Annotated in this window: 22 protein-coding genes; 11 read left to right on the top strand and 11 right to left on the bottom strand. The window is 69.1% G+C overall.

Annotated elements, in window-relative coordinates; genetic code table 11:
- Positions 1-24: 24 nt before the first annotated feature.
- Complete coding sequence (locus tag C6V83_RS01050; RefSeq protein ID WP_105940834.1) at positions 25-1,218, bottom strand: acyl-CoA dehydrogenase family protein; 1,194 nt, start codon at positions 1,216-1,218, stop codon at positions 25-27.
- Between the two features lie 118 nt (positions 1,219-1,336).
- On the opposite strand from C6V83_RS01050, the gene C6V83_RS01045 reads away from it, so the two are divergent.
- Entirely contained in the window at positions 1,337-2,548 is a 1,212-nt protein-coding gene (locus tag C6V83_RS01045) for an acetyl-CoA C-acetyltransferase (RefSeq protein ID WP_105940833.1), read from the top strand.
- Between the two features lie 15 nt (positions 2,549-2,563).
- Here C6V83_RS01045 and C6V83_RS01040 read toward each other — a convergent pair whose 3' ends face one another.
- From C6V83_RS01040 to C6V83_RS01020, 5 genes are read right to left on the bottom strand one after another with little or no spacing between them, the layout of a single operon-like run.
- Entirely contained in the window at positions 2,564-3,019 is a 456-nt protein-coding gene (locus C6V83_RS01040; RefSeq protein WP_105940832.1) for a MaoC family dehydratase, read from the bottom strand.
- Positions 3,020-3,040: 21 nt separating this feature from the next.
- Positions 3,041-3,922, bottom strand: a complete 882-nt coding sequence (locus C6V83_RS01035) for an FAS1-like dehydratase domain-containing protein (RefSeq protein WP_105940831.1) — start codon at positions 3,920-3,922, stop codon at positions 3,041-3,043.
- Between the two features lie 2 nt (positions 3,923-3,924).
- Positions 3,925-4,668 carry a 3-oxoacyl-ACP reductase FabG gene (gene fabG / locus C6V83_RS01030; RefSeq protein ID WP_199832561.1) on the bottom strand — a complete coding sequence of 248 codons (744 nt, stop codon included), beginning with the start codon at positions 4,666-4,668 and terminating at the stop codon, positions 3,925-3,927.
- Positions 4,669-4,712: 44 nt separating this feature from the next.
- Complete coding sequence (locus C6V83_RS01025; RefSeq protein ID WP_105940830.1) at positions 4,713-5,288, bottom strand: aldolase/citrate lyase family protein; 576 nt, start codon at positions 5,286-5,288, stop codon at positions 4,713-4,715.
- Positions 5,285-6,496, bottom strand: a complete 1,212-nt coding sequence (locus C6V83_RS01020; RefSeq protein ID WP_105940829.1) for an acyl-CoA dehydrogenase family protein — start codon at positions 6,494-6,496, stop codon at positions 5,285-5,287. The genes C6V83_RS01025 and C6V83_RS01020 overlap by 4 nt, the downstream gene beginning before the upstream one ends.
- Before the next feature lie 297 nt (positions 6,497-6,793).
- Between C6V83_RS01020 and C6V83_RS01015 the strand changes: the two genes are divergently transcribed.
- The 4 genes from C6V83_RS01015 (at position 6,794) to C6V83_RS01000 (ending at position 11,999) form a co-directional block, all read left to right on the top strand.
- The gene (locus C6V83_RS01015) at positions 6,794-7,969 is read left to right on the top strand and encodes a CaiB/BaiF CoA transferase family protein (RefSeq protein WP_105940828.1); all 1,176 of its coding nucleotides are present in this window, start codon (positions 6,794-6,796) and stop codon (positions 7,967-7,969) included.
- Positions 7,966-9,174, top strand: a complete 1,209-nt coding sequence (locus C6V83_RS01010; protein WP_105940827.1) for a CoA transferase — start codon at positions 7,966-7,968, stop codon at positions 9,172-9,174. Before C6V83_RS01015 ends, C6V83_RS01010 begins: the two co-directional genes overlap by 4 nt.
- Before the next feature lie 135 nt (positions 9,175-9,309).
- The gene (locus tag C6V83_RS01005) at positions 9,310-9,990 is read left to right on the top strand and encodes a P-loop NTPase family protein (RefSeq protein ID WP_105940826.1); all 681 of its coding nucleotides are present in this window, start codon (positions 9,310-9,312) and stop codon (positions 9,988-9,990) included.
- 2 nt (positions 9,991-9,992) lie between these two features.
- On the top strand, positions 9,993-11,999 hold the full coding sequence (locus C6V83_RS01000) for a YhgE/Pip domain-containing protein (protein ID WP_105940825.1): 2,007 nt from the start codon (positions 9,993-9,995) through the stop codon (positions 11,997-11,999).
- 203 nt (positions 12,000-12,202) lie between these two features.
- Here the strand turns inward: C6V83_RS01000 and C6V83_RS00995 are convergent, their stop codons facing one another.
- The gene (locus C6V83_RS00995; RefSeq protein WP_105940824.1) at positions 12,203-13,579 is read right to left on the bottom strand and encodes an MFS transporter; all 1,377 of its coding nucleotides are present in this window, start codon (positions 13,577-13,579) and stop codon (positions 12,203-12,205) included.
- 136 nt (positions 13,580-13,715) lie between these two features.
- Here C6V83_RS00995 and C6V83_RS00990 point away from each other — a divergent pair, with 136 nt between their 5' ends.
- The 6 genes from C6V83_RS00990 to rnhA all read left to right on the top strand — a co-directional run bounded on the left by C6V83_RS00990 (position 13,716) and on the right by rnhA (position 18,052).
- Positions 13,716-14,198, top strand: coding sequence for a MarR family winged helix-turn-helix transcriptional regulator (locus C6V83_RS00990; RefSeq protein WP_105940823.1), 483 nt, complete (start codon positions 13,716-13,718; stop codon positions 14,196-14,198).
- Between the two features lie 121 nt (positions 14,199-14,319).
- Positions 14,320-15,162, top strand: coding sequence for an SDR family NAD(P)-dependent oxidoreductase (locus C6V83_RS00985; protein ID WP_105940822.1), 843 nt, complete (start codon positions 14,320-14,322; stop codon positions 15,160-15,162).
- A 172-nt stretch (positions 15,163-15,334) separates the two neighbouring features.
- Entirely contained in the window at positions 15,335-16,144 is an 810-nt protein-coding gene (locus C6V83_RS00980) for an SDR family NAD(P)-dependent oxidoreductase (protein ID WP_105940821.1), read from the top strand.
- Positions 16,131-17,003: an LLM class F420-dependent oxidoreductase gene (locus C6V83_RS00975; RefSeq protein WP_105943626.1), complete on the top strand. Its 873-nt coding sequence runs from the start codon at positions 16,131-16,133 to the stop codon at positions 17,001-17,003. The genes C6V83_RS00980 and C6V83_RS00975 overlap by 14 nt, the downstream gene beginning before the upstream one ends.
- Positions 17,000-17,482, top strand: coding sequence for a nuclear transport factor 2 family protein (locus C6V83_RS00970; RefSeq protein WP_105940820.1), 483 nt, complete (start codon positions 17,000-17,002; stop codon positions 17,480-17,482). The genes C6V83_RS00975 and C6V83_RS00970 overlap by 4 nt, the downstream gene beginning before the upstream one ends.
- A 111-nt stretch (positions 17,483-17,593) precedes the next feature.
- On the top strand, positions 17,594-18,052 hold the full coding sequence (gene rnhA, locus C6V83_RS00965; RefSeq protein WP_105940819.1) for a ribonuclease HI: 459 nt from the start codon (positions 17,594-17,596) through the stop codon (positions 18,050-18,052).
- Positions 18,053-18,088: 36 nt separating this feature from the next.
- Here the strand turns inward: rnhA and C6V83_RS00960 are convergent, their stop codons facing one another.
- The 4 genes from C6V83_RS00960 to C6V83_RS00945 all read right to left on the bottom strand — a co-directional run bounded on the left by C6V83_RS00960 (position 18,089) and on the right by C6V83_RS00945 (position 23,695).
- Positions 18,089-18,658 (bottom strand): peroxidase-related enzyme, encoded by a 570-nt coding sequence (locus C6V83_RS00960; RefSeq protein ID WP_105940818.1) that lies wholly within the window; start codon positions 18,656-18,658, stop codon positions 18,089-18,091.
- 73 nt (positions 18,659-18,731) lie between these two features.
- On the bottom strand, positions 18,732-19,733 hold the full coding sequence (acuI, locus tag C6V83_RS00955) for an acrylyl-CoA reductase (NADPH) (RefSeq protein ID WP_105940817.1): 1,002 nt from the start codon (positions 19,731-19,733) through the stop codon (positions 18,732-18,734).
- A gap of 312 nt (positions 19,734-20,045) precedes the next feature.
- On the bottom strand, positions 20,046-21,965 hold the full coding sequence (locus tag C6V83_RS00950; RefSeq protein WP_105940816.1) for an ABC transporter ATP-binding protein: 1,920 nt from the start codon (positions 21,963-21,965) through the stop codon (positions 20,046-20,048).
- Positions 21,962-23,695: an ABC transporter ATP-binding protein gene (locus C6V83_RS00945; protein WP_105940815.1), complete on the bottom strand. Its 1,734-nt coding sequence runs from the start codon at positions 23,693-23,695 to the stop codon at positions 21,962-21,964. The genes C6V83_RS00950 and C6V83_RS00945 overlap by 4 nt, the downstream gene beginning before the upstream one ends.
- Between the last annotated feature and the right edge of the window lie 81 nt (positions 23,696-23,776).

The raw sequence follows: 23,776 nt of genomic DNA, 5'->3' as shown, positions 1-23,776 counted from the left end.
GTCGTTCTGGCCTCTCCGCATCCCTCACGGCGCGTAGTTCTCGAGTAGCCGCCGGCCGATGATCATGCGCTGGATGTCGGCGGTACCCTCGCCGATCAGCAGCATCGGCGCCTCGCGGTAGAGGCGCTCGATCTCGTACCCCTTCGCGTAGCCGTAGCCGCCGTGGATGCGGAAGGCGTCTTCCACCACGTCGTGGCAGTATTCCGAGGCCAGGTACTTGGCCATGCCGGCTTCGAGGTCGTTGCGCCTGCCGGCGTCCTTGAGTCGGGCGGCCCGGACCACCATCTGGTGGGCGGCTTCGACCTTGGTGCCCATCTCGGCGAGCCGGAAGAGGACAGCTTGATGCTGAGCGATCGGCTTGCCGAAGGTCTCGCGCTGCTGCGCGTACGAGGCGCCCAGTTCGAATGCCCGATGAGCCATGCCGACGCCTCGTGCGGCGACGTTCACACGGCCCACTTCGACGCCGTCCATCATCTGGTAGAAGCCTCGGCCGGGCTGACCGCCCAGGATCTCGCCGGCGGAGATGGAGTAGCCGTCGAAGATCAGCTCGGTGGTGTCGACGCCCTTGTAGCCCATCTTCTCGATCTTCGCGGGGATCGTGAGGCCGGGCGCGACCGCCCCGAATCCGGGGGTCTTCTCGATGAGGAAGGTCGTCAGATTCTGGTGCGCCTTCTCGCCGTGTCCCGGTGTGCGGACCAGCACTGCCACCAGCGACGACGAAGCGCCGTTGGTGAGCCACATCTTCTGGCCGTTGATCGTGTATGTGCCGTCAGCGTTCGCGCGGGCGGTGGTGCCGATGGCGGCTACATCCGAGCCCAGGGCGGGCTCGGACATGGAGAACGCGCCAGTGAGCTCGCCGGCAGCGAGGCGCGGGAGGTACTTCTGCCGTTGTTCGTCGGTGCCGTGCTGCAGGAGAAGGTAGGCGACGATGAAGTGGGTGTTCACGATGCCCGACACGCTCATCCAGCCTCGGGACAGCTCCTCGACGACCAGCGCGTAAGTGAGAAGAGATTCGCCGAGGCCGCCGTACTCTTCGGGGATGGTGAGGCCGAAGACGCCGACATCTTTCATCGTGGCGACAATCTCGGACGGGTACTCGTCGCGATGCTCGAGCTCGGTGGCGACCGGAATGATCTGCTCGTCGACGAAGTCGCGGACGGTCGCGAGGATGTCGTGCTGAGCGTCGGTCAGGTCGGCGGTCTCGCAGAGTCGGGGCATTGGTGGGAGTCCTTAGGGAGGGCGACGCGTGGGCTGGTTGAGCATAATATAATATTCTTCTGAAGTGTTCGCCGTCGCAGACTTCCGGGCGGACAGGATTCCGAAAGGACCGACGCACATGCGCGACGCCGTGATCTGTGAACCCGTTCGGACGCCCGTCGGCGGATACGGCGGCATGTTCGCCTCCGTGCCCGCCGCCGACCTCGCGTCGGCCGTGGTGACGGCGCTGGTCGATCGAACCGGTATCGGGAGCACCGACATCGACGACGTGATCTTCGGCCAGTGCTATCCCAACGGCGAGGCGCCGGCCATCGGGCGCATCGCCGCACTCGACGCCGGCCTGGACATCGGCGTCCCCGGCCTGCAGGTGGACCGCCGCTGCGGCTCGGGTCTGCAGGCGGTGATCGACGCGGCCATGCGCGTGCAGACCGGCGTCTGCGACCTGGTCCTGGCCGGCGGCGCCGACAGCATGAGCCAGGCCGAGCACTACGCGCTCGGTCTGCGTTTCGGGCTGCGCGGCGCGGACACCGCGCTCATGGACCGTATCGGCCGCGGCCGCGTCACCTCGGGCGGCAAGCATCATCCGGTGGAAGGCGGAATGCTGGAGACGGCGGAGACCCTCCGCCGCGAATACTCGATCACCCGCGAGGCGCAGGACCGACTGGCCTACCACTCGCATCGTCGCGCCGTGGCTGCGCAGGACGCCGGGCGGTTCGCCGACGAGATCGTGCCGGTGACCGTGGCCGCGCGGACGGGCGAGGTCACGCACGACCGAGACGAGCACCCGCGTCGCGACGTCTCGCTCGAAGCTCTCGCCGCTCTGCGGGCCGTGCGTCGTCGTATCGATCCTGAAGCCACGGTCACCGCCGGCAATGCCAGCGGGCAGAACGACGGCGCCGCGGTCTGCATCGTGACGACCCGGGAGAAGGCCGAGCATCTCGGCCTGCGACCGCTCGCGCGACTGGTCACCTGGGCGGTGGCCGGCGTCGAGCCGGAGCGGATGGGCATCGGACCGGTCCCGTCGACCGACCGGGTGCTCGAGCGGGCCGGCCTGCGATTCGCAGATCTCGACCTGATCGAACTCAACGAGGCCTTCGCCGCTCAGGTCCTGGCCTGCACGGCGGCCTGGGGCCTCGGCGACGACGACCTGGGGCGGATGAACGTCAACGGCTCGGGCATCTCCCTCGGTCACCCGGTCGGAGCGACCGGTGTCCGGATCCTGGCCACCATGCTCCGTGAACTCGATCGCCGGGCCGGTCGTTATGCGCTGGAGACGATGTGCATCGGCGGCGGGCAGGGCCTCGCGGCGGTCTTCGAGCGCATTCCCTGACGGCGCCCCGCGAAGTCAGGGAGTGATCACCACGAGGGTCTCGGCCACCAGACTCGGCTTGGCAGCACCGGTCACAGTGACCACGTACGTGACCGTCAGCACCGCACCGGCCGCCGAATCGGTCAGGTCGGTGAAGGTGGCGGTGGCCGTCAATTCGCTGTCGACTGGCACCGGGGACGGAAACCGCACCTTGTTGGCGCCGTAGTTCACGCGGGCGCCGCCGAACTGAAGGTCGAACAGATCGGCGCCGAAGAGCGGGACCAGCGACAGCGTCAGGTATCCGTGCGCGATGGTGGTGCCGAACGGCCCGGTGGCCGCCCGTTCCGGGTCGACGTGGATCCACTGGTGGTCGCCGGTGGCGTCGGCGAAGGCGTTGATCCGCGCCTGGTCGACGGTGACGGCGGTACTCGGGCCGATCTCCTCGCCGAGTGCGGCGCGGACGTCGTCCAGTGAGGCGAAGATTCGGGTCATGGCGGGTTCTCCTTGGCGGGGTCAGGTCAGGGTGAGCTCGAGCGTCGTGCCCGCTCCGCCGCCGGCGCCCTGTGGGCCGAAGAGCTCGACGGTCTTGCCCGCTCCGGTTCGCCGGGCACGAAGCGTTGCGGACTGACCGCAGAACAGTGGTGCGGCATTGCGGTGCTCGAGGGCGGTGACGGGCTCCAGATCCCCGGAGAGGCGATGCGTCTCGGCGAGCGAGAGCGTCATCAACGGTCCGTGCACCACGAGGCCAGGGTAGCCCTCCACGACGGTCGCATACGGCCAGTCGTAGTGGATCCGGTGGGCGTTGGCGGTGGCCGCGGAGAATCGCATCAGCAGCGTCGGGTCGGTGCGGAAGTCCCACACGCCCGCGCCGTCGGCGACGATCGGCGGGCCGGACGGAACGTGGGCCGCCGCAGCCTCCGGCGCGCGAGCGGAACCGGACGACGGCGCCGCGGCCTCCCGGTAGATGATGTTCTGCTTCTCAGTGAGCGCGGGTGTGCCGTCCGGTGCGTACAGGGTCGTCGAGGTCACGACGATCACCAGCTTGCCGCTGCGGCCGTTCTTCTCGGTGACAGACTCGACGGCGGCTTCCCGGCCGACCGTGTCGCCGACCTCGACGGTGCCGGTGAACCGGACCGATCCGCCCGCGAACATCCGGCGCGGAAGGTCGACCGGCGGCAGGAACGAACCGCGGAACGGGTGGCCGTCGACGGACAGCTGTGAGGAGACGCTCCAGCGCGGAAGCGCGACCCAATGCCACAGCGGCGGAAGCGGGTCGCCCGGAGCCGGAGCGGGCAGACCGTCGTCGAACAGCGCCGCCAGGGCCGCGACGGGTGCCGGGTCGATCAATTCCTCGGTGACGACGGTGTGCGGTTCCCAAGAAGCGGTGTCGGACATGATCACATGTACCGTCCACCGGTCACTTCCATGACGGTGCCCGTCATGTACGACGACAGGTCCGATGCGAGGAAGAGCGCGACCTTGGCGATCTCGTCCGGCTCGCCGGCCCGACCCATCGGGATCTCGGCCATCTTCGAGTCCCAGGCCTTCTGCGGCATGGCCTCGGTCATCGCCGTGCGGATCAGGCCGGGCTGGATCGCGTTGATGCGGACCCCCTTGAACGCCACTTCTTTGGCGGCGGCCTTGGTGAGCCCGATGATGCCGGCCTTGGCAGCGGAGTAGTTGGTCTGGCCGATATTGCCCACCTTGCCGGAGATGGACGACATGTTCACGATGGCGCCGCTGCCCTGTTCACGCATCACCGCGGCGGCGGCGCGGGTGCCCAGCCAGGTGCCCTTCAGGTGCACGTTCATCACCTGATCGAAGTGCTCCTCGGGCATGTTGCGCATGGTCGCATCGCGGGTGATGCCGGCGTTGTTGACCATCACGTCCAGCGAGCCGAAGCGGTCGAGCGCCGTGGCGATCAGGGTGTCCACGTCGGCGGAGGAAGTGACGTTCCCCGCGACGCCGACGGCCACCCCGTCGCCCAGCGTCGTCGCCGCCGCGGTGACGGCCTCGCCGTTCATGTCGCCGAGCACCACGCGGGCGCCTTCGGCGACGAAGCGTTCGGCGATCGCGAGACCGATGCCCTGCCCTCCGCCGGTGATGATCGCGGTCTTGCCCGCCAGCAGTCCTGCTGCCATGTGATTCTCCGTTTCGTTGCGATGTCGGTGGTAGCGGCGCGCGGTCATTCGCCCGCGCGCGACAAGATGCGTTGGGCGCGTTCGACGACCGGCTTGTCCACCATCGCACCGTCGACCTTCGCCACGCCCGCGGCGTCGACGGCGGCGGCGAGCGCCTCGCTGTCCACCGGATCGACGCCGAGCTGCGCGGCCAGGTCGAAGGTGCCCAAGGCAAGTCGGACGACGCCGTCGCATGCGGCGATCTCACCGGCGGCGAGCACCCCCGCGGCGGTCTCGACGAGGGCGATCACCGCGTGCGGCGAGCCGATCGCGGCCAGGGTCCGGGCGTTCTCGGCCTTGGGAACCATCACTGCGCAGCCGGTGCCGGCCAGTGCGGCCAGATCGTCGGCGTACCAGGGAGTGTCGGCGGCGTTCACGCGGACCGCGCATACGTGTTCCGCGGCCCATGCCGCGACGTTTGCGCGCGCCGCCTCCTTGTTCTCCGGGGCGACGGCGTCCTCCAGGTCGAGGACCACCAGATCGGCTCCGGCGGCAGCGGCCTTGCCGAATCGCTCAGGCCGGTCACCCGGCACGAACAGCAGGGTGCCGGCCGAGGCGGCGGCGAGCGAGGCGGCGTTCACTGGCCCTGCTTCTTCTTCTCGGCGCGGACCAGACCGCCGCCGATGATGAGGCGCTGGATCTCACTGGTGCCCTCGTACAGCCGGAGCAGCCGGACGTCGCGATAGATCCGCTCGACCGTCATCTCGCGCATGTAGCCGCTGCCGCCGTGTACCTGGACGGCTTTGTCTGCCACGTCGCCGGCCATCTCGGTGCAGAACAGCTTCGCGACCGACGGTGCGATGCGGCGATCCTCACCGGACACGTACTTGACGGCCGCGTCGCGGACCAGCGCACGGCCGGCCATGATGCCGGTCTGCATGTCCGCGAGGTGCGCTTGCACCAGTTGGAAGTCGCCGATCGGGGTGCCGCCCTGAGTGGTCACCGCCGCATGCCGCAGCGACTCGTCCAGAGCGCGCTGTGCCGAGCCGACAGCGAGGGCCGCGATGTGCACGCGACCGCGGGCGAGAGAGGTCATGGCGGCCTTGTATCCGGCGTCCTCGTCGCCGGCGACCAGGGCGGACGCCGGAACACGGACACCGTCGAAGTGCACGTCGGAGGTCCAGGCGCCCTGCTGGCCCATCTTCTCGTCGTGCGGGGCGACGGTGACGCCGGGTGTGTCGGTGGGCACCAGGAAGGCCGCGATACCCGGGCCATTCTCGTCGGCCGGGCGGGTCCGCGCGAAGGTGACCAGCAGGTTCGAGAGCGCGGCGTTGGTGATGAAGCACTTGGCGCCGTCGATCACCCAGTCACCGTTCGGCCCGCTCGCTGCGCTCCCGGCGCCGGCGCCGTTGTGGTCCTGGCGGGCTTTGGTGCGCAGACCGGCGGGGTTGGATCCGGCGCCGGGTTCGGTGAGGGCGAACGAGGCCACGACCTCGCCGGAGGCGATCTTCTCCAGCCACTGCGCCTTCTGCTCGTCGGTGCCGAAATTCACCAGAACCTGACCGGCGATGCCGTTGTTGGTGCCGAACATCGAGCGCAGCGCCAGCGCCGTGTAGCCGAACTCCATGGCCAGCTCGACGTCCTGCGTGAGGTTCAGGCCGAGACCGCCCCACTCCTGCGGAATGGCGTAGCCGAAGAGGCCGATGTCCTTGGCCGCCTGGCGGATGTCCTCCGGGATCGCGTCGGTGTCGGCGATCTCGCGCTCGCGGGGGACCACGCGGGTCCGGATGAACTCACGCACGGCGGCATGGATCTGTTCGAAGTCTTCGTCGCTGACCTGCTGAGTCATCGGCACTCCTGTCGGATCTGAGTGGAAGCCGCTCGCTGTCGCTGCGACGAGAATCTCGGACGGCCTAACCTGGACACTTGAAAACATAATATATTCTAGGTCATCTGAGGGCTCCGAATGTGAGGCAGCCGACAATCAGTGCGCTCCGCCCGCGTCGGGCGCGGCCGACGCAGACCCCGAGAGGACCACGAGCACAGTGCAGTCATACGAGCAGTTCACGACGCTGCGGGCGGAACGACCCGGTGAGGGTGTTCTCCCAATGCGAGGTGCGCCGCTCTCGTCGAACGAGGGCGAGCAGTGAGCAGGCCGCTCGACGGTATCACTGTCGTGAGCATGGAGCAGGCGATCTCAGCTCCGCTGGCGACGCGGCACCTGGCCGACCTCGGTGCGCGGGTCATCAAAGTGGAGCAGCCGCGCGGCGGCGACTCGACCCGTCACTACGACGGCGGGGTGCACGGCACGAGCGCGCATTTCACCTGGCTCAACTACGGCAAGGAATCGGTGGCGCTCGACGCCCGCACCGATGACGACCTCGCGCTGCTGCGCCGCCTCCTGGCCGGTGCCGACGTCTTCGTCTCCAACCTCGCGCCGGGCGCGCTCGACCGGCTGGGACTGGGCGTCGACGGCCTGCACGAGGAGTTCCCGCGTCTGGTGATCGTCGATGTCTCCGGATACGGGAAGGGCGGTCCTCTCGATCACAAGCGCGCCTACGACCTGCTGATCCAATCCGAGGGCGGTATGTGTTCAATGACCGGCTTGCCCGGTCAGCCGGCCAAGCTGGGGGTCCCCGTCGCCGACATCGGCACGGCCCTGTACGTGTACTCCTCGGTCCTGGCCGCGCTCTACGAGCGGGAGCGCACCGGTGCGGGTGCGATCATCGAGATCGCCATGCTCGACGTCATCGCCGAGTTCATGGGCGCGCCGCTGAATCAGGCGATCCACACCGGGACGGTGCCCGAGCCGGTCGGCATGGGAGCGCCGATCGTCGCGCCCTACGGCGCGTATCCGACGAAGGACGGTCAGACCGCGGTGTTGGGCACCACCAGTGACCGCGAGTGGCTGCGGCTGATCGACATGATCGGACGACCCGAACTGGCCGGCGCCCGGCATCTCGCCCGCAACGAGGACCGCTGCGCTGCGCGCGACGAGGTCGACGAGATCGTCGCCGAGTGGTGCGCCCGGCACACCCTCGCCGAGATCCAGGACCGGGCCGACGCGGCGGGAATCGGCAACGCCCGCTACAACGTCGTCACCGATCTGGCCGAGCATCCTCAACTCCGGGCGCGCGGCCGATGGCGGGAAGTTCAGACTCCGGGTGGTCCGGCGCCGGCCCTGCGTCCGGCTGCCCTGGCCCGGCACTGGGAGGCCGGTGACGGCGTGGTGCCGGCGCTCGGTCAGCACTCCGAAGCAGTGCGTGCGGAGTTCGGCGCAGCCCCAGAACAGACTGACCAAGCGCAAAGGAGCACCCCGTGACCGACGACCGTCCCCTCGAGGGAGTTCGCATCGTTGAATTCGCGAGTTTCGTCGCCGGGCCCTCGGCCGGCCTGGCGCTCGCCCAACTGGGCGCCGAAGTGATCCGCGTGGATCCGCTCGGCGGCAACGCCGACTACCGGCGATGGCCGCTTTCGGCGCGGAGTGGCGAGAGTCTGTACTGGAACTCACTCAACCGCGGCAAGAAGTCCGTCGTACTGAACCTGCGTGAGCAGGAAGGGCGAGACCTGCTGCTGAGCCTGGCGACGGCGCCGGGCCCGGACGCCGGCATCGTCGTCGACAACGCGGTGGGACGGTCGTGGTTCTCGTACGACGCGCTGCGCGGACGGCGCACGGACGTGATCTCGGTGCGCGTCCAGGGCCGATCGGACGGTGGCCCGGCGGTCGACTACACGGTCAACGGAGGCAGCGGGGTCGCGAACATGACGGGACCGTCGTATACCGATGCGCCGGTCAACCACGTGCTTCCTGCCTGGGACTTCCTCTGCGGTCAGCAGGTGGTGAGCGGTGTGCTCGCGGCGCTGCGGCGCCGGGATCGCACCGGCGAGGGCGCCCTGGTCGAAGTGGCGTTGTCCGATGTGGCGATGGCGGCCGTGGCCGACCTCGGCTGGTACTCCGAAGCGGCCGAGCGCGGCGACCGGGCCAGGCACGGCAACCACCTGTACGGCAGTTTCGGCGTCGACTTCGCGACCGCCGACGGCGACCGCATCATGATCGTGGCGCTGACACCGAGGCAGTGGCAGGCCATCGGTGCCGCGACCGGTACCACTGAGGTGTTCAGCGCGTTGGAGATGTCGCTGGGCGCCGACTTCGGTACCGATGAGGGGCGCTACGCGCACCGGGAGGTGATCGAGGCCGTGCTCACACCGTGGTTCGCGTCCACCGGCACCGACGAGGTCGAGGCCGCCCTCACCGCTGCCGGTGTGCTGTGGGGGCCGTACAAGACGACCTCGGAAGTCGCGGCCGACTTCGTCGCCCACCCCGATGCCGAACCGGTGCTGGCCGCCCTTGGGCAGCCGGGCATCGGTGAGGTGATCTCCGCGAGTTCGCCGCTGCGCTTCGACGAGCGATACTCGGGTGCTGCGCCTGCCCATCGGCTTGGTGCCGACACCGAGGCCGTGCTTTCCGAAGTGCTCGGCCTCGGTCCCGCCGAATTGGTACGGCTGCGCGCGGGCGGGATCGTCTGACCTGGCAGTTCGGCGTCGGAGTGGCAACGATCACCCTCGATCTGAGAACGTGCGTTTTCACACTCCGGGGCGCTAGGCGGTGACGGAAGCGGTGGCTGAGGACTAGCGTCGGCACCCGTGATTCAGACTGCTCCGATGCCCGCGGTCGTCGCCCGCGGCATCACCCAGGACGGCCCGTGGGGCCGTGTCTACGGCCCGCTCGACCTCGACGTGCCCGCCGGCGGCCTCACCGTGCTGCGCGCGCCCGCCGGTCCCGGCCGCACGGCGCTGCAGATGACCCTCGCCGGGCGGATGAAGCCCAAGTCGGGCTCCCTCACGGTGCTCGGCCGCACCGGAGCGAAGCGCATCTTCGCCGTGTCCGCACTGGCGGCGATTCACGACCTCGACAGCCACTACACCTCGGTGCGGGTCCGCGATCTGATCAACGAGCAACTGCGCTGGGACGCCCCGTGGTACCGGATGCTCCGCAGGGCCGATCAGGCCGCGTACGAGGCGCTCTGCCGCCCGGTCTTCGGCGATCGTCCGCTGCCTCCGCTGGACACCTTCGTCCAGTACCTGTCTGAACTCGACGGGCTCCTGCTCCGCGTCGCGCTCGCCAACACCGGGTGCCCGCCGCTGCTGGTGGTCGGAAACATCGATCAGGTGACCAGTGACGAGAACCAGCGGATCCTGGTCCGCCGCCTCGCCGCCCTGGGAGAACGACAGACCGTCGTCACCTGCACGGTGAACGACGTCGACCCCGATCTGGGGCACCGGACGCTGATCCCCGTCGACCTCGCCCCACCCGCCGAGCCCGAATCCGGAAAAGAGGCCTAGACGTGTTCGCTGGAATGTCACTCGGCACCGAACTCAAGCGGTACTCCAAGGGGGTGATGCCGCGCGTCGCGATCATCACCATCGTTCTGCTGCCGCTGCTGTACGGCGCGATGTACCTGTGGGTCTTCTGGAATCCGTTCGACGAGGTGAACAAGCTGCCGGTCGCACTGGTCAACGAGGACACCGGCGCGAGTTCACAGGGCCGGGACCTGCGGGCCGGCGACGAGGTGGCGGCGAGCTTGCAGGCCAGCGGGCAGCTCGATCTGCGGCCCACCGACGCCGCCGATGCCGCCGACGGGCTCGCGCACGGCCGCTACTACTTCACCATCACCATCCCGACCGACTTCAGCGCGGCGATCGCCTCGGCGACCGGCGACGATCCGCGGAAGGCGACCATCGACTTCACCTTCAACGACGCGAACAACTATCTCGCCAGCGTCATCGGCAACAACGCGGCCACGCAGGTGGTCGACGCCATCAACGAGAAGATCGGTGAACAGGCCGTCGACCAGGTGCTGCTCGGCCTGCAGAGCGCGGGCGGCGGGCTGGTGCGCGCGGCCGACGGCGCCGGGCAGCTGGCCGAGGGGCTCGGTCGGGCGAACGACGGCGCGCAGAAGCTCGCCGACGGCGCGGGGGAGCTGTCGTCGAACCTCGTCACGGCGCGGGACGGCGCAGCGAAACTGGCCGACGGCAACGCGAAACTGGCCGACGGAATCACCGCGGCCACCGATCCGCTCGTCCCGCTGCTCGCCGAAGCACAGTCCCTCAAGGTCTCGGCGCAGACCGCGAAAGACCTGGGGCAGGTGAGTGCACAGCTGTCCGGCCTGCTGGGCGCGGTCGGCGAGGCCGGCACTCAGCAGTCCCAGGCGGCGCAGACGCTGTCGAAGGTTCTCACCACGCTGCGTCGCAGCGGTGATCCGAACCAGCGCGCACTCGCCGATGCGCTGACGCCGGTGCTGAGCTTTCTGCAGACCGGCGGGGTGGACCCGGGCACGACGGCCCAGGCGCAGCGCCTCGGTGCGCAGACCGAGATGCTGTCGAAGCAGTTCGCGGATCCGGAGTCGCCGCTGCGGTCGATGCTCGAGCAGCTGAACTCCGGCGGTCTGGACCAGAAGGTGACGGAACTGCGGTCGGGCGCGCAGCAGCTGAAGACCGGATCACAGTCGCTGGCCGACGGCCTGGTGCAGTTGACCGACGGCAGCCGCAAACTCGGCTCGGGTGCGAACGAGCTCGCCGAGGGCATGCCGCAGTTGCACGACGGCGCCCAGCAGCTGGCGACCGGACTGTCCGACGGTGTGCGGCAGATCCCCGACTTCGGCGGCGACGCTCAGCGGCAGACCGTGGCGGGCAACATGTCGACGCCGGTGGCGCTCAAGAGCGTCACCCACAATCCGGCGCCCACCTTCGGGGCGGGCTTCGCGCCCTTCTTCCTCACCCTGGCGCTGTTCATCGGCGCGATGATCATCCTGATGCTGATCAAGCCGCTGCAGACGCGCTCGGTGATCGGCGGCCTCGGCGGGCTGCGCTCCGTGCTCGCGTCGTACTGGCCGGCAGTCGCCCTGGCTGCCGCACAGGTGGTGGTGATGTTCACCGTCGCCCACTACGGCGTCGGCCTGAACGCCGCGCACGCCGTCGGTCTGCTGCTGTTCATGCTGTTGATCGCCGGGTCGTTCCTGGCGGTGATCCAGATGCTCAACATCCTGCTCGGCGTCGCGGTGGGCCGGGTGGCGACGCTCGCATTCTTGATGGTGCAGATCGTGGCGTCCGGCGGAATCTATCCGGTGCCGACCACGGCCACCCCGGCACAGGTCCTGCACCCGTGGGATCCGATGAGCTATGCCGTCACCGGCATGCGGCAGATGATCAGCGGCGGCGTGGACGGGCGGTTCTGGACCGCGGTGGCGGTGCTCGGGTCGATTCTGGTGGTCAGCATGCTGATCAGCGCGTGGGGTGTCCGCCGGAATCGGCAGTACTCGATGGTGCAGCTGTTCCCGCCGATCCAGGTCTGAGATCGGCGTCGTCGAGCTCGCGATACCGTGCGGGCAGCTCCGCCCAGGGTTCTTGGCTCCGTCCGCGTTCTGCGTTCCGCCCCCGGTTCTCGCTCCGCCCCGGGTTTCTCGTTCGGCCCTATGCGTCCCGCATAGGGCGGAACCAGAATCCTGGGGCAGAACAACGGGCGATCGCAGGCCGGTGCGGGATTCGGTTTGCCGCTTCATGTCGGGCGGACTCGCCGAGTCGGGTTCCGGCCGATCCGAATCTGATTGACCACCAGCGCGGCGCACACCGCCGACGCGGTCACGGCGGCCACGCCGAGCGCCACGGCGATGCCGTGCTGGCCGGGACTGGCGGCGAGGATCGAACCGACCGTCGCACTGCCCACCGCACCGCCCACGGTGCGGAGCACCTGGTTGAAGCTGACTGCGCTGCCCACTTCGAACGCGGCGACGCTGCGCGCGACGAGCGCAGGCATGGCGGCGTACGCCGCCCCCATGCCGAGGCCGAACAGGAACATGCCGAGGAGGATCTCCCACAACTCGTCGTTGGTCAGCCAGATCATCAGCCCCGAGGCCGCCATGACCGACGATCCCGCCGGGAGCATCGCCGCCATCGACGCGGGGCCCATGCGCCGGACGAGACGATTGCCGACCAGGCTTCCGACGGACAACGGCAGCATCACGAAGCCGGCCCAGAAGAGCGGCAGCTCCAGACCGTATCCGGTCGCCGCCGGCGCCTGCGCGATGATGCTGATGGTCGAGAGGCTCATGTACATCGCGGCGCCGAGGCCGATGGCGGTGAGGTTCGCCAATAGGACGTCGGGGGCTTTGACGACGTGCAGGTTGATCAGCGGATCACGGGAACGCAGTTCCACGACCGCCCAGGCGACGAGGCAGGCCGCACCGGTGAGGGCGGCGGCGAATGTCGGCGCCGACAGCCAGTCCCAGTGAGAGCCCTGGCTGACGGTGATGAGCAGACCCGCCAGGCCGAACGACAGCAGGGCGGCCCCGACGGTGTCGAACGGGCGGGACGTCCCGGCGTCCCCGTCGGCGGGGACGCCGCGCCAGACCACCACGATCGCGGTCAGGACGAAGCCGGCGGCGAACCAGAAGGCGATGCGGTAGTCGAGCAGGCTCGCCAGCATTCCGGTCAGCGGATAGCCGAGCCCGAGGCCGGTGGCGACCGTGACCGACAGCGTCGAGATGGCCGGCGCGGCGTCACCGGCGCCGAGGTGTCGCCGAGCCAGCACGATGGTCACCGGCACTATGCCGTACGTCAGTCCCTGCAGCGCGCGGCCGACGAGGAAGATCGTGAAAGTGGGCGCGACGGCGGCGACGATCGATCCGGCGAGGATGATGCCGAGCGAGGTCAACAGCAGTCGCCGGGTGTTCCGGCCGTCGGACAACCTGCCCATGATCGGTGTCGCGACGGCGCCCACGAGCAGGTTGATCGTCAGCATCCACTGGGCGGCGCTGATCGACACGTCGAGATCGGCGGCGATCGCCGGGACCAGGAGCATGCCGAGGGAGGAGACGATTGAGGTCGTCAGCGCCGCGTAGACGAGGCTGGGGACGAGCGGCGTGCCCGGCTTCATCGAGGCTCCGGTGAGTTCAACGGGTGGTTCTGACCAAAGAGGCGTTCAAAATAAGGCAGCATTGCTGTCTAAGTCTATCGGCTGACAACCCGTTGGTGCCAATATCGCGGGAGAAGTGACCAGCTATGCTGTCTATATGACCGATCTGAGTGAATCCCCCGACCGAAGCATCGACGGCCTGCGTGAGGACCTCGTCGTCTTCACGCGCACGATCCGGACGATGTCGTCGGGGCATCTCCTGACCGCCACGCAGCTGCAGGCCCTCGCGCAACTGGATCGGATCGGTCCGATGAGCGCCCGTGCGCTGGCCGACCGGGAACGAGTCGCTCCCCAGACCATCGCGCGCACGGTCAGTTCCCTCGAGGAGCGGGGCCTGGTCTCGCGGACTGCGGACCCGAACGATGCCCGCGCCACGCTGATCTCGATCACCGAAACCGGTCGGCAGACACTCGAATCGGATCGTGCGAAGCGGAGTCGATGGCTCGCCGAGGCGATCGACAGCACGTGCACCCCGGTGGAGCGGGATCTGCTGCTGCTCGCCGGGCGTCTGCTGCGACGCATCGCCGAAGACGCCGACGACGCCGATGCGTCAGGCCGGGCCCGGCAGGAGCACGCCTGAGTCGGTCGACGGTCGAGCCGAGTCGAGGTCGTCAACCGACCGCACCGCGGGTCGGTGCGGGTCGGGACGCCTCCCGGTGGTCGCGGCGTCCCGGAGGCGGGAGCGCTGCTACCGTGCCGGAATGTCACGACATTCACGCAGGAGCCCGACGCGGGGCGCGGGCAAGGTCTTCGCAGTAACCGGTGCGAGCAGTGGAATCGGTCGCTGTGTCGCGTTGGAGTTGCTCGATCGCGGTGCCCGCGTAGCGGCCGCCGACCGGAACGCCGAGGGCCTCGCCGAACTCACGGCGGAGGCCGCTGCCGGCGAGCGATTGTCGACGCACCCGCTCGACGTCACCGACGTGGACGCGATCAGGCATTTCCCTTCTGCGGTGGTCGGCAGGCACGGCCAGGTCGACGGCCTGTTCAACCTCGCGGGGATCGCTCAGAACTTCGAGACCGCCGGCGGGATCGAGTCTGCGCGGATGCGCCAGATCGTCGACGTGAACTTCTACGGCACGGTGGAGTCGACCCGCGCCTTCTTGCCGCTGCTCGAGGAACGCCCGGACGGCGGCGTCGTCATGATCACCTCGAGTCTTGCGGCCCTGGTGCCTGTGCCCGGGGCGGCCGTGTACGGGGCGTCGAAGGCCGCCGTCGCACAGTTCGGCTACGGCTTGGCACAGGATCTGCGCAACAGCAAGTCGAACGTCACCGCGACCACGGTGGTGCCCGGCACGATCTGGACTGACCTGGTTCGGGCGAGCGCAGTGACGCTGGGGACTCCCGAGGCCGTCGCGAAGGCCTTCGCCATGCCCGCGCCGAAGGCGGCACGGAAGATGATCGACGCGACCCTGAAGGGTCGGACCCGAGTGGTGGTCGGCAAGGACGCGCACGTGTATGACGCGTTGGGCAGGGTGAGCACCAGGCTCGCGGAGCGGGTGTCGTACTTGCAGGTAGCGAGCTTCGTCTACCGCGACCGGGGCTGACCCGAGGGCATCGGCCCCGTGGTCGGCACCCGCCGTGTCCGTCGATCGGCTACCGACGAATCCGTCGCCGGAACCGGGAGGCCTTCCCCGAAAACTAGAACGTGTGTCAGCCTTAAGGTCCGGAGCGGGACGTCGTGCACTACCGCTGCCGGAGTCGATCGGGGAGGACCACATGACCGACCTGAGGAAGTACCGGCCGTGGGCGGTCGTCGCCGGCGGATCGGAGGGGGTGGGACGTGCCTTCGCCGAGCAACTCGCGGAGTCCGGTGTGAACCTCGTGTTGATCGCCCGCCGATCCGGACCCTTGGAACAGACGGCGGCTGCCCTGCGCGAACAGGGCGCCACCGTGTGGACTCTCGCCGCGGATCTGACCGATCCGGCGGCGATCACCGCGATCACCGAACTCACCGACGATGTCGACGTCGGCCTGCTGATCTACAACGCGGGCGCCAACTCGTACGGCAGCGAATTCCTCGACGGCGACCTGGACGGCTTTCAGAAGGTCATCGACCTCAACATCACCGCGCCCCTGGCCCTCGTGCACCACTACGGCCGGCGCATGCGCGTCGCCGGCCGCGGCGGCATCCTGCTGGTGGGCTCGCTCAGCGGCTACCTCGGTGGTGCCACGCTCAGCGTGTACGGTGCCGCGAAAGCCTTCGGCCGCAGCTTCGCAGAGTCGCTCTGGCTGGAGTCGCGACCCCACGGGATCGCCGTGCTCGAGCTGATTCTCGGCGTCACTCGCACCCCGGCGATGGAACGGGCCGGGCTGCAGTTCGACGTGCCCGGGATGACTGCCAGCGAGCCCGGCGACGTCGCCCGCGAGGGTCTGTCCCGACTCGAGGACGGCCCGATCTGGATCGCGGGGGGCAACCGGGAGCGGGCCGAGGCGAGCAACGGGATGGATCGGGCGCAGATCCTGCTCGCTCAGCAGCGGATGATGGAGAAGCTGCTCGCGCGTGTACCGCGAGATGCGGAGCTCTGAGGTGCGGGTGGGCCTGGCGACGCCCGTCGTCACTCGATTGCCCGGGGCGTACTCCCCGTGGGAGGCCGACGCCGGGCCCGAGGAGCTGGGCCGGATCGCGCAGGCTGCCGACCGGCTGGGATTTGAGCATCTCACCTGTAGCGAGCACGTCGCCGTCCCCATGCCGATCGCCGAAGAACGCGGTGGAACTTACTGGGATCCGCTGTCCACCTTCGGATTTCTCGCCGGGCAGACCGTGCGAATACGGTTCGTCACGCAGGTGCTGGTGCTCGGCTACCACCATCCGCTGGAGATCGCCAAGAGATACGGAACCCTCGACGTGATCAGCGGCGGGCGCCTGACACTCGGCGTCGGCGTCGGTTCGCTGCGTGAGGAGTTCACTCTGCTCGGCGCGCCGTTCGAGGGTCGGGGCGCCCGCGCCGACGACGCGCTGCGAGCCCTGCGTGCGGGACTGGGCCGGGAGCAGCCCGCTTATTCGGGGGAGTTCTACGACTTCGCCGGTCTGGTGGTCGATCCGCGACCGGTCCAGCAGCGTGTCCCGCTCCTGGTCGGCGGCAGGACGCGCCGGTCATTGCGTCGGGCCGTCGAACTCGCCGACGGATGGACGCCGTTCGCGCTCGGTCGCCGGCAGGTGTCCGAACTGCTCGACGAGGTGTCTCCTCCGGCGGGCTTTGAAGTGGTGCTCTCGACTCCGCCGCTGGATCCCACCGGTGATCCGACGCGCACGCGCGTCGTTCTGGACGACTTCGCGGCGGCCGGAGCGACGGTGATCAACGCCGCTGTGCGCGCCGACTCGGCGGCCGACTATGTGGCGCAGCTGAGCGCCTTGGCCGACCTCGCCGACCTGGAGGAACGATGACGGAGTTGAACCGTCGACTCGCCGCGCTCGAAGCGCGCCTGAGCGGCCTCGAAGACGAACGGGAGATCGCCGCGGTGATCGCCTCGTACGGGCCTCTGGTGGACGACGGGGCGGCCGACGAGGTGGGCGCGCTCTGGACAGGCGACGGCGTCTACGAGGTGGACGACTACATGATGGACGGGGCGTCGGCCGTCACCGAGATGGTGCGCTCGGGGCCCCATCAGACACTGATCGCCGGCGGGTGCGCCCATTTCCAGGGGCCGTCGCACGTCACGGTGGACGGTGACACCGCGGTCGCCGTCGGCTACTCCCTGCTGGTGGTCCATCGCGACGGGCGGTTCGCGGTGGCCCGCGCGACGGCCAACCATTGGGAACTGCACCGGACTTCGGCCGGCTGGCGGGTGCATCGCCGGACCAGCCGATTGCTCGACGGCCGGTCCGAGGCCCACGATCTGATCGCCCGCCCGCTCAAGGACTGATCGGCCGGTCGGCCAGGGGTAGATCAGGTCCGTCGAACTGCGCGGTCATGAGGGGCCCGGCCCTCGCCCTGCCCGTGGGCGCACCGGCCCGCGCCGGTAGCGTTGATCGCTATGAGCGATACGGTGGTCGAGATCTCCACGGACGGTGCGTGCCTGGGCAACCCGGGACCCGGTGGATGGGGCGCGGTGTTGCGGTACAAGGGAACCGAGAAGGAGCTCTCCGGCTCCGAACCGGACACCACCAACAACCGGATGGAGCTGCAGGCGGCCATCGAAGGACTTGCGGCGCTCACCCGGCCGTCGACGGTGATCCTCTACACCGACTCGGTGTACGTGCGCGACGGCATCACCAAGTGGGTCAACGGCTGGCAGCGCAACGGCTGGAAGACCGCCGCCAAGAAGCCGGTGAAGAACGTGGAGCTGTGGCAGCGCCTGGTGGCGGAGACCGAGCGGCATGACGTGGAATGGCGATGGGTCAAGGGCCACGCCGGCGACCACTACAACGAGATCGCCGACACCCTCGCCACGTCGGCGGCGCGAGCCCTGCGCGACGGTTCCGCCGCGCGCTGAACCGGCGCACCGACCCGTGTCTGGGGACCGGAACGCTCAGCGGCCCATGGCGTAGAACTCGGCGTTGGGGCGCATCGAGAGCACATTGGCCATCCGGTTGGAGAGGCCGAAGAACGACGAGATCGCCGCGATGTCCCACACGTCCTCCTCGTCGAAGCCGTGACTCTTCAGGGTGGCGAAGTCCTCGTCGTTCACCGCGTACGCCTCCTGGGAGACCTTCGACGCGAAGTCGAGCATCGCCTTCTGCCGCTCGGTGATGTCCGCCTTGCGGTAGTTGGTGGCGACCTGATCGGCGATGAGCGGGTTCTTGGCCCGGATTCGCAGGATCGCGCCGTGCGCCACCACGCAGTACTGGCACTGGTTGGGAGCGGAGGTGGCGACGACGATCATCTCGCGCTCGGCCTTGGTGAGGTTGCCGGGCCTGTCCATGATCGCGTCGTGGTAGGCGAAGAACGCGCGGAACTCGTCCGGCCGGTGCGCGAGGGCCAGGAAGACGTTCGGCACGAAGCCGGACTTCTCCTGGACGTCGAGGATCCGGGTGCGGACGTCGTCGGGCAGCTCGTCCAGCTCGGGGACGGGGAAACGGCTGACGGGTGCTTCGGTCATCGGGGGACTCCTGTGTGGGGTGGGTGAGGACGTGCGCAGGTGCCGGGACGGGGCCCGCCCGGATCGGATCCGGCTAGGGATAGGCGTTCAGCGGTACGACGACCCGGCCGCGCACCCGGCCCGCGAGCAGGTCGGCAGCGGTCGTCGCGACGTCGTCGAGCGCGACGGTGCCGGTGATCGGGGCGAGGACGGCGGGGTCGAGGTCGCGCCCGAGGCGCCGCCAGGCTTCTTCGCGATCGGCGAGGGGACGGTAGACGCTGTCGATTCCGGCCAGCGTGACCCCGCGCAGGATGAAGGGCGCGACGGTCGCCGGGAACCCCATGCCCGCGGCGAGGCCGCACGCGGCGACCACGGACCCGTACTTCATCTGCGAGCACACGGTGGCCAGGACCTGACCGCCCGCCACGTCGACGGCGCCGGCCCACAGTTCCTTCGCGAGGGGCTTGCCGCGCTCGGTGAAGTCGGCGCGCGGCAGGATCCGCTCGGCGCCGAGCGCGGTGAGGTACTCGGTCTCGGACTCGCGGCCGGTGACGGCGGCGACGCGATACCCCAGCCGATGCAGGACGGCGATCGCGACGCTGCCCACACCGCCGGCGGCGCCGGTCACCAGGATCTCGCCGGAATCCGGTGTCACGCCGTGCTTCTCGAGCGCCAGGACACAGAGCATGGCGGTATATCCGGCGGTGCCGATCCCCATCGCCTGTTCGGCGGTGAATTCGGGAGCCAGCGGGACCAGCCACTCGCCCCGCACGCGGGCGTACTCGGCGAGACCGCCCCAGTGTTTCTCGCCGACGCCCCAGCCGTTGAGGACGACCTCGTCGCCGGGGTTCCACTTCGGGTTCGACGACTCCTCGACGACGCCCGCCAGGTCGATCCCGGGAACCATGGGAAAACTGCGGACGACCGGACTCGCGCCGGTGACGGCGAGCGCGTCCTTGTAATTGACCGTGGAGGCGGTGACGCGAACGGTCACGTCGCCCTCGGGCAGCCGGTCTGTGTCGACCTGCTGGACGGAGACGGTCTGGTCGTCGCCGTCCTTGTCGATCAGCAGGGCACGAAAGTCGTTACTGGGCATGAAATCTCGATTCTCTGATGGGGTGGCAACGGCGTGAACGGGGCCGCCGCTCCGAACGCAGGCGGTGCGGGGAGGCAGTAGGCGGTGACGGCACAGACGCCATCCTGCCAATGCTGCGCCCACGCCGCCTCCGATTCGGGTGCGTGTGACGCGTCCGTAGCGAGCCGAACAGCAAGTCTCGGCGCCGCGTCTCGACACGGACCTCGGCTGGCGCCTCGGTCCGGCTCGACGAGCGGGAAGAACGGCTCGTTCGGCCGGGGAGGCTGCTCAACGAGCTGATGCTGCTCGGGGAGAGACGACGGCGGAAACGTCCTACTCGACCGGTGCCGCGAACTGCGCGTCGTACAGGTCGAAGTAGGCGCCGCGGGCGGCGAGAAGCTCGTCGTGGGTTCCCTGCTCGACGATGCGGCCGTTCTCCATCACCAGGATCAGGTCGGCGTTGCGGATGGTCGAGAGCCGGTGCGCGATCACGAAACTCGTCCGGTCGCTGGCGAGATTCGCCATCGCCTGACTGATCAGGAGCTCGGTGCGGGTGTCCACCGAACTGGTCGCCTCGTCGAGGATCAGGATGCTCGGGCGGGCGAGGAAGGCCCGCGCGATGGTGATCAGCTGCCGTTCCCCCGCGCTGACGCCGCCGCCCTCGTCGTCGAGGACCGTTTCGTAACCGTCGGGCAGGGTCCGGACGAAGTGGTCGACGTGGCTCGCCTTCGCGGCGGCGATCACCTCCTCGCGGGTCGCGGTCGGGTCCCCGTAGGCGATGTTCTCGTAGATCGTCCCGCCGAACAGCCACGAGTCCTGCAGCACCATGCCGGTGCGCTCGCGGAGGTCGTCGCGGGTCATCGCCGCCGCGTCGGTGCCGTCGACGAAGATCGTCCCGGAGTCCACCTCGTAAAAACGCATGATCAGATTCACCAGGGTCGTCTTGCCGGCGCCGGTCGGCCCGACGATCGCCACCATGTGCCCGGGTTCGGCCGCCAGCGAGAGGTGCTCGATCAGCGGGCGGTCCTCGCGATAGCGGAATCTGACGTCGTCGAACTCGATGCGGCCGGCATCGGACGACGGGGTCTGTGGGTCGGTCGGATCGGGCGACTCTTCGGGCTCGTCGAGCACCTCGAAGATCCGCTCGGCGGAGGCCACCCCGCTCTGCATCAGGTTGAACATCGAGCCGATCTGGGTGAGCGGCTGGGTGAACTGGCGGGAGTACTGGATGAAGGCCTGCACCTCGCCGAGGCTGAGCTGACCGGTCGCCACCCGCAGACCGCCGACGACGGCCACCGCCACGTAATTGAGGTTGCCCAGAAACATGATCGTCGGCATGACGATGCCGGAGATGAACTGTGCCTTCCAGCTGGAGCGGTAGAGCGCCTCGTTCTGCTCGTCGAAGGCGGCCTCCACCTCGGCCTGCCGACCGAACGCGGTGACCAGCTGATGTCCGGTGAAGGTCTCCTCGACCAGGGCGTTGACCTTGCCGGTCGAGGCCCACTGGCCGATGAAGTGCGGTTTGGAGCGCTTGGCGATCACGGCCGTCGCGATCACGGCGAGCGGCACCGTCGCCACCGCGATCAGCGACAGCAGCGGCGAGATCGTCAGCATCATGACCAGAATGGCGATCACCATCAGGATCGAATTCAGCAACTGGTTGATCGTCTGCTGGAGGCTCTGCGACAGGTTGTCGAGGTCGTTCGTGACGCGGCTGAGCAGGTCGCCGCGGGCCGACCGGTCGTAGTACGAGAGCGGCAGGCGGTGCACCTTGGCCTCGACCTGGGCGCGCAGGGCGGTGACGGTGCCGACCACCACTTGATTCAGCAGATAGCCCGACAGCCAGCCCAACAGCGACGCGCCGACGTACAGGAGCAGCACCACCAGCAGGACCCGGCCGACGGCGTCGAAGCCGATGCCCCGGCCGGGGACGACGTCCATCGCCGACACCATGTCGGCGAAGGTGTGCTGGCCTTGCGCGCGGAGCCCGTCGACCGCTTGCTCTTTGGAGAGTCCGGACGGCAGCCGGGCGCCGATCACCCCGTCGAAGAGCAGATCGGTGGCGTGACCGAGCACGCGCGGTGCGACCGCGGTCAGCGCCACCGAACCCACGATGGCGAGCAGGATGACGCTCAGTCTTCCGCGGTACGCGCTGAGCTTGCGCACGAGGCGCTTGAGCGTGGGAGTGAAGCTCTTGGCCTTCTCCAGGGTGGGGCCGGCCATTCCCGGCGGTCCACCACCCGGCCGGGTCACGAGAGTTGTCCGATCGCGAGTTGGGATTCGGCGATCTCCGCGTACGTGGGGCACGTGCGTAGGAGCTCGTCGTGGGTGCCGACTCCCACCACTGTGCCCTGATCGAGACAGACGATCTGGTCCGCGGAGGTGATGGTCGAGACCCGCTGGGCGACGACGATCACCGCCGCGTCGCGGGTGGCGGGCGCGAGTGCGGCGCGCAGGCGGGCATCGGTGGCCAGGTCGAGCGCCGAGAAGGAGTCGTCGAACAGGTAGATCGCCGGCCTGCGGATCAGCGCCCGGGCGATCGCCAGGCGCTGGCGCTGCCCGCCCGAGACGGTGGTGCCGCCCTGGGAGATCTCCGTGTCGAGGCCCTCGGGCATGGCCCGGACGAAGTCGGCGGCCTGGGCGACGGTCAGCGCCTCCCACATCTGCGCCTCGGTCGCATCCGGCTTGCCCTGGCGCAGGTTCTCCGCGACGGTGCCGGAGAACAGATACGCGCGCTGCGGAACCAGGCCGATGTGCCGGCGCAGTTCCGCCGGGTCGGCATCGCGGACGTCGACGCCGCCGACCCGGAGGGCTCCGCCGGTCACGTCGATCAGACGTGGGACCAGGTTCAGCAGGGTGGTCTTGCCCGAGCCGGTGGAGCCGACGATCGCCGTCGTCGTACCGGGCGCGGTGGTGAAGCCGATGCCGCTGAGCACCGGGTCGTCGGCACCGGGATAGCCGAAGGCGACGTCGTCGAACTCGACGACGGCCGGGTCGCCGGTGATCGGCTGCGGCGCCAGGGGCGGCAGGACCGAGGTCTCGGTGTCCAGGACCTCGCAGATGCGGTCGGCGCAGACGCCGGCGCGCGGGGCCATCATGGCCAGGAACGACGCCATCATCACCGCCATCATGATCTGCATGACGTAGCTGATCATCGCGGTGAGCACGCCGATCTCCACGGTGCCGTCGGCGACCCGGTGACCGCCGAACCAGAGCACGGCGATGAGGGTGAGGTTGGTGATCAGCATGACCGCCGGGAACATCAGGGCCATCATCCGGCCGACGTGCAGGGAGGCGTCGGCCAGACTCGTGTTGGCGACGGCGAACCGGTCGATCTCATGGCGTTCGCGGACGAAGGCACGGACCACGCGGATTCCGGTGATCTGTTCGCGCAGCACGCGATTGACCGCGTCGATCCGGTCCTGCATGGCGCGGAAGCCCGGGATCATGCGAGCGATGATCAGGCCCATCGTCAGGCCGAGCACCGGGACGGCGACCACCAGGATCCAGGAGATCGAGAAGGCCACCGTCATACCCATGACGATGCCGCCGATCCCCATGATCGGCGCCATCACCAGGATGGACATCGACATCACGGCGAGGAGCTGGACCTGCTGGACGTCGTTGGTGGTACGGGTGATCAGCGACGGCGCCCCGAACCCGCCGACCTCGCGCGCGGAGAAGCCGTTGATCCGGTGCAGGAGGTCGCGCCGGATGTCCCGCCCGGCGCCCAGGGCCGCCTGCGCGCCGAAGTACATCGCGACCACGGCGCTGACCACTTGCGCCGCCGAGATCGCCAGCATCCAGCCGCCGGTGGTGAGGATGTAGCCGGTGTCGCCCTTGGCGACGCCGTCGTCGATGATGTGAGCGTTCAGCGTAGGCAGATACAGCATGGCCCCGGTGGCGACGAACTGCAGCAACACCACCGCCGCGATCGCTCCCCGGTAACGCAGCACATACGTGCGCAGCAGGCGGATCAGCACCCGATCCACAGTACGCGGACCCGCTCAGGCTGAGCGACCGGATTACTCGGCTCGCGTCCCCGGCGTGAGAGCGACGCGCCC

It is taken from the genome of Gordonia iterans (assembly GCF_002993285.1).
Classification (GTDB): domain Bacteria; phylum Actinomycetota; class Actinomycetes; order Mycobacteriales; family Mycobacteriaceae; genus Gordonia; species Gordonia iterans.
Note: the sequence above shows the minus strand (reverse complement) of the source record. Positions and strands in the feature narration are given on the sequence as shown.